At 61.4% G+C, this 10,437-nt stretch carries 11 protein-coding genes and 1 pseudogene; 5 read left to right on the top strand and 7 right to left on the bottom strand.

What is annotated here, in order from left to right; all coding sequences use genetic code 11:
* Positions 1-209 precede the first annotated feature (209 nt).
* From HXW87_RS10485 to HXW87_RS10465, 5 genes and pseudogenes are all read right to left on the bottom strand, one after another.
* A complete protein-coding gene (locus tag HXW87_RS10485) occupies positions 210-1,367 on the bottom strand; it encodes a phosphatidylserine/phosphatidylglycerophosphate/cardiolipin synthase family protein (protein ID WP_041070472.1) in 1,158 nt (385 codons plus the stop codon).
* A gap of 1 nt (position 1,368) precedes the next feature.
* Positions 1,369-1,959 carry a YceI family protein gene (locus HXW87_RS10480; protein ID WP_239778873.1) on the bottom strand — a complete coding sequence of 197 codons (591 nt, stop codon included), beginning with the start codon at positions 1,957-1,959 and terminating at the stop codon, positions 1,369-1,371.
* Positions 1,960-2,102: 143 nt separating this feature from the next.
* The gene (locus tag HXW87_RS10475) at positions 2,103-2,408 is read right to left on the bottom strand and encodes an amidase (RefSeq protein ID WP_182404023.1); all 306 of its coding nucleotides are present in this window, start codon (positions 2,406-2,408) and stop codon (positions 2,103-2,105) included.
* On the bottom strand, positions 2,405-3,484 hold the full coding sequence (locus HXW87_RS10470; RefSeq protein WP_239778872.1) for a serine hydrolase: 1,080 nt from the start codon (positions 3,482-3,484) through the stop codon (positions 2,405-2,407). Before HXW87_RS10470 ends, HXW87_RS10475 begins: the two co-directional genes overlap by 4 nt.
* 74 nt (positions 3,485-3,558) lie before the next feature.
* Positions 3,559-4,439: pseudogene (locus tag HXW87_RS10465) on the bottom strand (acyl-CoA dehydrogenase family protein).
* 153 nt (positions 4,440-4,592) lie between these two features.
* Here HXW87_RS10465 and olsB point away from each other — a divergent pair.
* Together olsB and HXW87_RS10455 are read left to right on the top strand one after the other, a co-directional pair.
* Positions 4,593-5,348 carry an L-ornithine N(alpha)-acyltransferase gene (gene olsB, locus HXW87_RS10460; protein ID WP_145593387.1) on the top strand — a complete coding sequence of 252 codons (756 nt, stop codon included), beginning with the start codon at positions 4,593-4,595 and terminating at the stop codon, positions 5,346-5,348.
* Complete coding sequence (locus HXW87_RS10455) at positions 5,348-6,142, top strand: lysophospholipid acyltransferase family protein (protein WP_239778871.1); 795 nt, start codon at positions 5,348-5,350, stop codon at positions 6,140-6,142. The genes olsB and HXW87_RS10455 overlap by 1 nt, the downstream gene beginning before the upstream one ends.
* A gap of 112 nt (positions 6,143-6,254) precedes the next feature.
* On the opposite strand, the gene HXW87_RS10450 is transcribed toward HXW87_RS10455, so the two are convergent.
* Positions 6,255-6,830, bottom strand: coding sequence for an ACP phosphodiesterase (locus tag HXW87_RS10450; RefSeq protein WP_239778870.1), 576 nt, complete (start codon positions 6,828-6,830; stop codon positions 6,255-6,257).
* Between the two features lie 169 nt (positions 6,831-6,999).
* Between HXW87_RS10450 and HXW87_RS10445 the strand changes: the two genes are divergently transcribed.
* The 3 genes from HXW87_RS10445 to HXW87_RS10435 are packed head-to-tail and all read left to right on the top strand — an operon-like array spanning position 7,000 to position 9,572.
* A complete protein-coding gene (locus tag HXW87_RS10445; protein WP_003222436.1) occupies positions 7,000-7,320 on the top strand; it encodes a helix-turn-helix transcriptional regulator in 321 nt (106 codons plus the stop codon).
* Positions 7,321-7,325: 5 nt separating this feature from the next.
* Complete coding sequence (locus HXW87_RS10440; protein ID WP_047292176.1) at positions 7,326-8,492, top strand: MFS transporter; 1,167 nt, start codon at positions 7,326-7,328, stop codon at positions 8,490-8,492.
* 30 nt (positions 8,493-8,522) lie between these two features.
* Complete coding sequence (locus tag HXW87_RS10435) at positions 8,523-9,572, top strand: alkene reductase (protein ID WP_041070489.1); 1,050 nt, start codon at positions 8,523-8,525, stop codon at positions 9,570-9,572.
* A gap of 217 nt (positions 9,573-9,789) precedes the next feature.
* Here HXW87_RS10435 and emhR read toward each other — a convergent pair whose 3' ends face one another.
* On the bottom strand, positions 9,790-10,422 hold the full coding sequence (gene emhR / locus HXW87_RS10430; RefSeq protein ID WP_182404020.1) for an efflux system transcriptional repressor EmhR: 633 nt from the start codon (positions 10,420-10,422) through the stop codon (positions 9,790-9,792).
* Positions 10,423-10,437 lie beyond the last annotated feature (15 nt).

Here is a 10,437-nt window from a genome sequence, read left to right as displayed (position 1 = left end):
GATGGAGTAATTCATCTCCACGACCAAGCGAATGGCTTCTGCTTTTTCCTCTGACGTAACAACCCGATATCCCATGATGCTTCCTTAAATCGACGCTCCTACATCATGGTCTAAAAAAATTCGACCACAACACGGCAGCTCCTACATTGGGAGGGTGTGCACCCTGTAGGAGCTGCCGCAGGCTGCGATCTTTTGATCTTGCTTTTGCCTTATCCGCGTCTGTCGAGAATATTGACCACCAGCCGATCCACCCAGCCCCAGATCCGCTGCTTCACCCGCCGCCACAGCGGCCGGCGCTGCCACTCCTCCAGACTGACCTGCTGACTCAGGCCGAAATCCTTCTCGAAACTCTGCACCACCGCTGCCGTCAACGACGGATCCAGTGCCTCCAGATTCGCCTCCAGATTGAAGCGCAGATTCCAGTGATCGAAGTTGCACGATCCGATGCTCACCCACTCGTCCACCAGGACCATTTTCAGGTGCAGGAAACACGGCTGATACTCGAAGATCTGCACTCCGGCCTTGAGCAGGCGCGGGTAGTAGCGATGCCCGGCGTAACGTACCGACGGGTGATCGGTGCGCGGCCCGGTCAGCAATAGCCGGACGTCGACCCCCCGGGCAGCGGCCTTGCGCAGCGAGCGGCGGATTTTCCAGGTCGGCAGGAAGTAAGGCGTGGCCATCCAGATGCGTTTCTGTCCGCTGTTCAAGGCGCGGAACAGCGACTGCAGAATGTCGCGATGCTGGCGGGCATCGGCGTAAGCCACGCGGCCCATGCCCTCGCCCATGTCCGGAACCTTGGGCAAGCGTGGCAGGCCGACATGCGCCGAAGGTTTCCAGGCCCGGCGATGGCGGTTGGCGATCCATTGGCGGTCGAACAGCACTTGCCAGTCGAGCACCAGCGGACCGCTGATTTCCACCATCACTTCATGCCATTCGCTGCTGTCCTGCCCCGGCGTCCAGAACTCATCGGTGACACCCGTGCCGCCGACCACCGCCAGACGCTGATCGACCAGCAACAGTTTGCGATGATCGCGATAAAAGTTGCCCACCCAACGCCGCCAGCTCAGTCGATTGTAAAAACGCAGTTCGACCCCGGCCTTGATCAGGCGCTGACGCAGGTGCAGGGTAAACGCGAGACTGCCGTAGTCATCGAACAGGCAGCGCACCCGCACCCCGCGCTCGGCGGCCTGCACCAGCGCCTGCACCACGGCTTCGGCGCAGGCGCCCGCCTCCACCAGATACAACTCGAGTTCGACCTGTTCTTCGGCGCGGGCAATTTCCACCAGCATGCGCGGGAAGAATTGCGGGCCGTCAATCAACAGTTCGAAGCGGTTGCCGTCCCGCCACGGGAACACCGCGCCGCGCATGTCAGCGCGCCGTGAAAATCAGCACCGCACCCACCGGCACCGACGGACTGATGGCCGACAGGCCAGCGAGGTTACGCAGGGTTTCCAGGCCCGGCACCAGATCGAAATCCTCGGCGTTGATCACCAGCGGCTCCAGGGTCACCACTTGAAAACGCCGGTCATCGAGACGGGTGGCCAGCAACTGCGCCGGGTATTCATGTTGCTTGCCGTGCAGGTTGACGGTCAGCGGCAAGCGCAATTCCAGCTGCGCGCCGGGGGCCAGATCGTTGATCGGGCGCAGGTCGATCCGGGTGCTGATGGTCGCCTCGGGGAATTGTTCGATCTGGAACAGCTCCTTGCGCATGCGCTCGTCGCGCAGCGGGATGCCGCTGTTGATCGAATCCAGCTCGACTTCGACTTCGGCGCGACCATCCGGATCGACCTTGCCGTGCAGCACCAGAAAGCGCTGTACTTCGGAAATGTGGGCGTTTTTCGTGCTGACGAACGACAGCCGCGACGACTCGCCATCCAGATACCAATTGGCCTGCGCCGGCAGCGCGGCGGCGGCCAGCAGCAGACTGGCGAAGGCTTTATAGAGGGAGCGGTTGAACATTGAATACTCGTGGGGGCGATAAACCTGCACGAACCTTAACCGCCCATAGGTTTATTGCAAACATCAAGATCAAAAGATCGCAGCCTGCGGCAGCTCCTACAGATTTTGCATTCCCTGTAGGAGCTGCCGCAGGCTGCGATCTTTCAAGGCTGTAAACGACAACCTTGCCGTTCGCTCAACCACTGCGCACTATTGCTTCGGCCCATGCCGCTGACGATGATGGTTTTGCTCGCGCTGTCATCGCTGAATTCGCTGGTCGGCAGCCACTGTTTCACATAACCCCGGCAATATTCAGCCTCGTTGTTCATCACATAGCGACACGAACAATATTCCTTGGCCGTGTACGCACTGATGATGTCGGGGAACGCCCACAGATTGTCGCGCTCGAGCCAGATCCAGCCGAGCAGCACGATCAGCGCCAGCAGCAACACCCGCTTCAACAGCTTCATGGCTGCACCGCCTTGAGCACGCGCTTGAGCAGTTCGTTGTGGCGGTAGCTGCCGTCGCGATCATCGGCGTAACGCACGATCAGCAGTTTCTCGCTGGGGATTACATACAGTGCCTGCCCCCAATGACCGAGGGCGGCGAAGGTGTCGGGCGGCGCGGCGGGCCATGGCGCGGCGGCGCCATCCGCCGGGCGATTGAGCCACCACTGGCCGCCGGGCACCGCTTCGTCCTGATGCACCTTGTAGCCGGCAAATGGCTCACGGTTGAAGGCGATCCAGTCCTTGGGCAGTAATTGCCGGTCGCGCCAACGTCCGTCGCGCAGCATCAACAGACCAACCCGCGCCAGATCACGGGCGGTGAGATACGCGTAAGAGGACGCGACAAACGTGCCGCCGGCATCGGTTTCCCACACGGCATGGCGGATGCCCAACGGCTCGAACAGCGCCGTCCACGGATAGTCAGGATAACGCTCGGGGCCGACCATGTTCTTCAGCGCCGCCGCCAGCAGATTGCTGTCACCACTGGAATAACGGAACGCCTGCCCCGGCGGCGCATAAGCGTCGTGATCGGCGGTGAACGCGGGCATGTCGCGCTGCCCACGGGTGTAGAGCATCGCCACCACCGAGGATTTCAGCGGGGCGTATTCGTAATCCTCCTGCCAGTCCAGACCGGAAGCCCAGTGCAGCAGGTCCGCCATGGTGATCGCCGGGTGTTTTTCCAACGCCGGATAAAATTTTGAAACGGGATCATCCAGTTTGAACAAGCCTTCGCCATACGCCACGCCAAGCACCGTGGCCATCAGACTCTTGCTGATCGACCAGGTCAGGTGTGGCGTTTCGGCACGGGTCGGACCGGCATAGCGTTCGTAGATAACCTGACCGTCGCGAATGACCAGCAAGGCGTCGGTGCGGATGCCCTGGCGGGTGTCGTCGTCGCGGGGCGGGAAGGCGTAGGTGTCTAATGCCTCGACTGCTGCGCCGCTGATTTTTGCGCCCGTCGGCCATTGTTCATCCGGCCATTGCTCGGCCTGGACCGTGAAGCTGATCAGCAGCAGGAACAGGGACAGGCCTTTGATCATGGAAAAATCTCAACGGACGGGTGCAAAGATCATGGCCCAGAAAAATGACAATCTCCCGATCACTGCGGCAGCTCCTACAGGCGAATGTGCAGGGCTTTGGCCAAGCGCTTGGCCCGCGCGCCCGCCGCCAATTGCATCACCGACTGATCACGCTGCCACATCTGCGCCCACTCCGGATTGCCCTCGGCCAACGCCTGATCGATCTCGCTCTTCAGCGCATCAAACTGCGCAAACAACCCACCCAGCAACACATGTCCGGCCGGATTGTTCGGCGGCTGGCGACTCGCTTCCGCACAGCCGGCCACCAGCGCCAGCAAACGCAACAGCAGCGGCTGCGACCAGCCACTGTCCTGACCGACGCCATACAGCCACGCGGTCATCGCGCTCAACACATAGACATCTTCAAGGGTGCGGAACGGCTTGACATAAGCATTCCAGCCATCCCCGCGAGCAACTCGCACAACGCGCCGTCCAGGTGCAGCCGACCGTGACTGATGTCCGGCATCAGCGGCAGCGCCGGGAGTTTTTCCACACGCACGCCGGGCTCGCCGGGATAGACCACCGCCAGGCTCAGGCGCGGCGTTTCACCGGGCTCTTCACTGCGCGCGGCGACGAGCAGCCAGTCGGCGGCATCCCCAGCGGTCACGAAATCCTTGCGCCCGCTCAGGCGTAAATCACTGAGACGGGTCTGCATGTCCGCCGGGCGCAAGCTGCGCTGTTCGGTCGCACACAACGCGCCAAGACTCGGCGGTGCGCTCGGCCAAAGCATGCGCAACGCCGCCTGATACCCCACCAGAAACGCCAGCCCCGGCGTCGCCATGCGCCGCCCTCCGGCCACCGCCAGTTCGAACGGCGTCACGTTGCCCACTTGCTGCAACAAAGTGGCGAAACCTTCCGCCAGATCAGTCACGGCGGGCAGGCGTTCAGGGCTATCGAGCAGGCTGGGCCAGGGCATAAGAGGCTCCTTGAGGGCTGTCATACAAGCATCACCAAACGTTCATGGCGATGACACCGGGGCTACATAGCCTGACTTTGCACAACATGGCTGCATAAAGAAAGTCGATCGGCTGCAACCCACGACGGGTTCAAGGCCCGTACGGAGATTCAAATGACTCAGATCGCCCGCATCAGCGACACCGGCAATGAACGCCGCCTGCAAGCCGAACGCCTGATCGGCGCCGAGGCCTTGCAGCAAGCCCAGGCCTTGCGCTTCAGCGTCTTCAGCGGCGAATTCAACGCCAGGCTGAAAGGCGCGGAACTGGGTCTGGACATGGACGACTATGATGTTCACTGCAGCCACATCGGCGTGCGTGACCTGAACACCGGGCGTCTGGTCGCCACCACTCGTTTACTCGATCACACCGCCGCCAGCAGCCTGGGCAAGTTCTACAGCGAAGAAGAATTCAGCCTGCACGGACTGGCGCATCTGCAAGGTCCGATCCTCGAAATCGGCCGCACCTGTGTCGACCCGGCCTACCGCAACGGCGGTACCATCGCTGTGCTTTGGGGGGAACTGGCCGAAGTGTTGAATCAGGGTGGCTACAGCTACCTGATGGGTTGCGCGAGCATTCCGATGCAGGACGGCGGCGTGCAGGCTCACGCGATCATGCAGCGTCTGCGCGAACGCTACCTGTGCACCGAACACCTGCGCGCCGAACCGAAGAATCCGTTGCCGTCGCTAGACATTCCGTCGAACGTGATCGCCGAAATGCCACCGCTGCTCAAGGCCTACATGCGCCTGGGCGCGAAGATCTGCGGCGAGCCGTGCTGGGACGAAGACTTCCAGGTCGCCGACGTATTCATCCTGCTCAAGCGCGACGAACTCTGCCCGCGTTACGCCAAGCACTTCAAGGCGGCCGTGTGATGAGCCGGCTGCGCGTGTACGCGCGAATCGCGCGGGTGCTGCTGGTGGTGACGCTGGGCCTGACCATGGCCAGCGTGTTCGGCGTATTCGAACGTCTGGGCCTGGCGCACTCGATGCAACGTCGGCAGCGCTGGTCGCGTTTCTTCATGGCACGTTTGAGCAATGCCCTGCCCTTTCGCGTAACGGTGCACGGCGAGTTGCCGCAGCAGCCAATGCTGTGGGTCAGCAATCATGTGTCATGGACTGACATTCCACTGCTGGGCATGCTCACGCCGCTGTCATTTCTGTCCAAGGCCGAAGTGCGCACCTGGCCGGTGGCTGGCTGGCTGGCGGCCAAGGCTGGCAGCCTGTTCATCCGTCGCGGCTCGGGTGACAGCCAATTGATCCGCAAACAGATGACCCGCCATTTGCAGACGCAGCATCCGCTGTTGATGTTCCCGGAAGGCACCACCACCGATGGCCGTTCGCTGCGCACCTTTCATGGTCGCCTGCTGTCGGCGGCCATCGATTCCGAGGTGATGCTGCAACCGGTGGCGATTCGTTATCTGCGCAATGGCGAAATCGACGCGCTGGCGCCGTTCATTGGTGACGATGATTTGCTGTCGCACCTGATGCGTCTGTTCAGCCATGATTGCGCCGATGTTGAAGTGCATCTGCTCAAGCCGATCGCCTGTCAGGGCCGCGAGCGTGCGGCACTGGCGTTCGAAGCGCAGCAGGCGGTGCAGAAGGCGTTGTTTGGGGATATCGCCAAAGCGGCTGAGCCACGGCGTGCCGGTGAGTTGATCGCCGCCTGAAACCCCCATCCCCCTGTGGGAGCGAGCCTGCTCGCGAAAGCGGTGGATCAACAACATGAATGTTGAATGACACTGAGCTTTCGCGAGCAGGCTCGCTCCCACATTCAGATCTTCAGTGGCTCAGCTTTTGGGCGAAATCCTGAAGCTGCGGATAGAACAACGCGAAGTCCTCACTCAGCGGCTCATACAACCGCCGCAATTCCTGCATCGCCATCGCCAGTTCCTCCGGCCGGGTCAGGCGCCGGGAGATCCCGCGCAGCACCTGCTCCAGCACTTCAAACGCCTGATACGAACCCAGCCAGTCATTGGCAACCATGTGCGGTGCGATCTTCGCCAGGCGTTCGGGCAATTGCCGTTCATTCGACAGCACCCGGTACACGTCGCGGGTGAAGTGCTCCAGCGGCTGATCGGCGTACTGTGTCCAGTCCCGCGCCAGGCAATGGTCGAAAAACACATCGAGGACAATCCCCGCGTAGCGCCGCCGGGTCGCGGTGAAACGTCCGAGGGCGATGTCCACCACAGGGTGGCGATCGGTGAACACATCAATCCGCCGATGCAGCTGAATCGCCGCTTCAATCTGCGGCGCAAATTGCCCTTGCAGGCGTCCTTTGACGAAATCGCCATACAGACTGCCGAGTAATTGCTCGGGGAGCTGGCCTCCGAGGTGTAAATGTGCGAGATAGTTCATGGGCGCAGCTTAGCACTGCGCGCTTTCATCGTTACAACACACGTATCGTTATAACCCGATATACCGATTTATGCGGTCGTCAGATCAAATTCATATTGGTATATCGCGAAATACCGATTTAAAGTTCGCATCATCGCGATATAGCGCTACACATCACGAGCACAAAGCCATGAACCTCGACCTCGACGAAATAATAAAAGCCCTGGCGCACCCAGTACGGCGAGACATCCTCATCTGGCTGAAAGACCCCAAAGCCCAGTTTCCTGAGCAGATTCACAACCACGAGTACGGCATCTGTGCCGGGCAGATCGATCAACGCTGCGGCCTGTCGCAGTCGACCGTCTCCGCCCACCTGGCGACCCTGCAACGTGCAGGTCTGATCAGCAGCCAGAAAGCCGGCCAGTGGCACTTTTTCAAACGCAACGAGGACGTGATCCAGGCGTTCCTCGACGCCATCGTCAAAGAGCTCAGCGCTCCCACAAGGAATTGATTCAAATGCCCCTCTCGCTACTCATCCTGGCCTTGAGTGCCTTCGCCATCGGCACCACTGAGTTCGTCATCATGGGCCTGCTGCCCGATGTGGCGACCGATCTCGGTGTGTCGATCCCGGGCGCCGGCTGGCTGGTGACCGGTTACGCCCTGGGCGTGGCCATCGGTGCGCCGTTCATGGCGCTGGCCACCGCCAGACTGCCGCGCAAGGCCGCACTGATAGCGCTGATGGGGATTTTCATCGTTGGTAACCTGCTGTGTGCCATCGCCAGTGATTACAACGTGCTGATGTTTGCCCGTGTCGTCACCGCGCTGTGCCACGGTGCGTTTTTCGGTATCGGTTCTGTGGTAGCTGCCGGGCTGGTCGCGCCAAACAAGCGCGCATCCGCCGTGGCACTGATGTTCACCGGCCTGACCCTGGCCAACGTGCTCGGCGTGCCACTGGGCACGGCGCTGGGTCAGGAAGCCGGCTGGCGTTCGACCTTCTGGGCGGTAACCGTGATTGGCGTCGTGGCGCTGATCGGTCTGATCCGCTTCCTGCCGGCCAAGCGTGACGAAGAAAAACTCGACATGCGCGCCGAACTCGCCGCCCTCAAGGGCGCCGGCATCTGGCTGTCGCTGAGCATGACCGCACTGTTCGCCGCGTCGATGTTCACCCTCTTCACCTACGTCGCGCCGCTGCTCGGCGATGTCACCGGTGTCTCGCCCAAAGGCGTGACCTGGACCCTGCTGCTGATCGGTCTCGGTCTGACGGTGGGCAACATCATTGGCGGCAAACTGGCGGACAAGCGTCTCGGCGCCACTCTGATCGGTGTGTTCGTGGCGATGGCGGTGGTTTCCACCGTGCTGAGCTGGACCAGCGTTGCGCTGATCCCAACGGAAATCACCCTGTTCCTCTGGGCCACCGCTTCGTTCGCCGCCGTTCCGGCGCTGCAAGTCAACGTGGTGACCTTCGGCAAGGCGGCCCCGAACCTGGTGTCGACCCTGAACATCGGTGCTTTCAACATCGGCAACGCCTTGGGCGCCTGGGTCGGCGGCAGCGTCATCGCCCACGGTTTCGGCCTGACCAGCGTGCCCCTGGCCGCCGCCGCGCTGGCCGTACTCGCGCTGCTGGTGACCCTGATCACTTTCCGTCAGAACGGCGACGCCGGCCTGGCCCCTGCTACCCACTGATTAACCACTTCACTGACGAGGGTTGTACACATGGCAACTATTTTCGATCCGATCAAACTGGGCGACCTCGAGCTGTCCAACCGCATCATCATGGCTCCGCTGACCCGCTGCCGCGCCGACGAAGGCCGCGTACCGAACGCGCTGATGGCTGAATACTACGTACAGCGCGCGTCGGCTGGCCTGATCCTGTCCGAAGCCACCTCGGTCACCCCGATGGGCGTTGGCTACCCGGACACCCCGGGCATCTGGTCCAACGACCAGGTCCGCGGCTGGACCAACGTGACCAAAGCCGTGCACGCTGCCGGCGGCAAGATCGTCCTGCAACTTTGGCACGTCGGCCGCATCTCGCATCCGTCGTACCTCAACGGCGAAACCCCGGTCGCGCCGAGCGCCATCCAGCCTAAAGGTCACGTCAGCCTGGTGCGTCCATTGGCCGACTATCCGACCCCGCGTGCTCTGGAAACCGCTGAAATCGCCGAGATTGTCGAGGCCTACCGTACCGGCGCCGAGAACGCCAAAGCCGCCGGTTTCGATGGCGTGGAAATCCACGGCGCCAACGGCTACCTGCTCGACCAGTTCCTGCAAAGCAGCACCAACCAGCGCACCGACAACTACGGCGGCTCCCTGGAGAACCGTGCGCGTCTGCTGCTGGAAGTGACTGACGCGGCGATCGACGTCTGGGGCGCCGGCCGTGTCGGCGTGCACCTGGCACCCCGCGCCGACTCCCATGACATGGGCGACGACAATCTGGCCGAGACCTTCACTTATGTCGCTCGCGAGCTGGGCAAACGTGGCATCGCCTTCATCTGCTCCCGCGAGAAAGAAGGTGCCGACAGCCTCGGTCCACAGCTCAAAGAAGCCTTCGGCGGTGCGTACATCGCCAACGAGCGCTTCACCAAAGACAGCGCCAATGCGTGGCTGGCTGAAGGCAAGGCTGACGCCGTGGCGTTCGGCGTACCGTTCATTGCCAACCCGGACCTGCCGGCACGCCTGAAGGCCGATGCTCCGCTGAACGATCCGCGCCCAGAGCTGTTCTACGGCAAGGGCCCGGTCGGTTACATCGACTACCCGACGCTGTAAACGTTATTCAGTCCAAAGCAGCAGAAACGCAAAAGCCCCCGACTCGTGAGAGCCGGGGGCTTTTTCTTGGGCATCCGGTACGGGGCAGCTAACATTCGTTCACAGGGACGACACAAAATCCCTACAAAATCCGTAGCTCGCTACGTTTAAACTCGCGGTTCGGGCGTCTATAAAAGCAGGCCAATTGACATAACCTGCGTCAATTACGCATTTTGTTTCATTTGCGCAGGCTGGGGCTCAGGCGCAGCATATCCAATCCTGTATCGACCCAACGCTCGGCCTCGGCATGCAACTCAAAGCTGTCCGGCGCCAATAGCCATCCATACAGGAGGCCATCGATATACGCATGAATGCTGATGGCCGCGCGGGCAGTGTCGAGATCTTCCGGCAACTGGCCGCGATTGACCGCATTACGCAGGGTCAGTCCGATGCGCAGATTGCATTCGAGACTGGCCGTGCGGCGCTGCTGGCGCAGATCGCACATTTCATCGGTGAATTCGCACTTGTGAAACAGAATCTCGTTAATGCGACGGGTCTTCGGATCCAGGGCAACCTGATGGAACAGATGGATCAACAGCTTGCGCATGCACCCCAGCGGATCGAGTTCGTCCTCGCTCTCGCTGGCCTTGGCCAATTCATCCAGCGGTTCATGCAGGCTGTCGAGCATCGCCTGCACCAGATCGGCCTTGTTACTGAAGTGCCAATAAATGGCGCCGCGCGTAACGCCGGCCATTGTCGCGATATCCGCCAGGGTCGTGCGGGCCACGCCCCTTTCATAAAACGCTTTCTCGGCCGCTTCGAGAATCTGGCTGCGCGTTTCCTGAGCTTCCTCTTTGGTACGACGGACCATGGCAGTAAAACCTCA

Origin of the sequence: Pseudomonas sp. Y5-11 (genome assembly GCF_022368695.1) — a bacterium.
GTDB classification, from domain to species: Bacteria; Pseudomonadota; Gammaproteobacteria; order Pseudomonadales; family Pseudomonadaceae; genus Aquipseudomonas; species Aquipseudomonas parakoreensis.
This window is presented reverse-complemented; position numbering and strand designations above follow the sequence as displayed.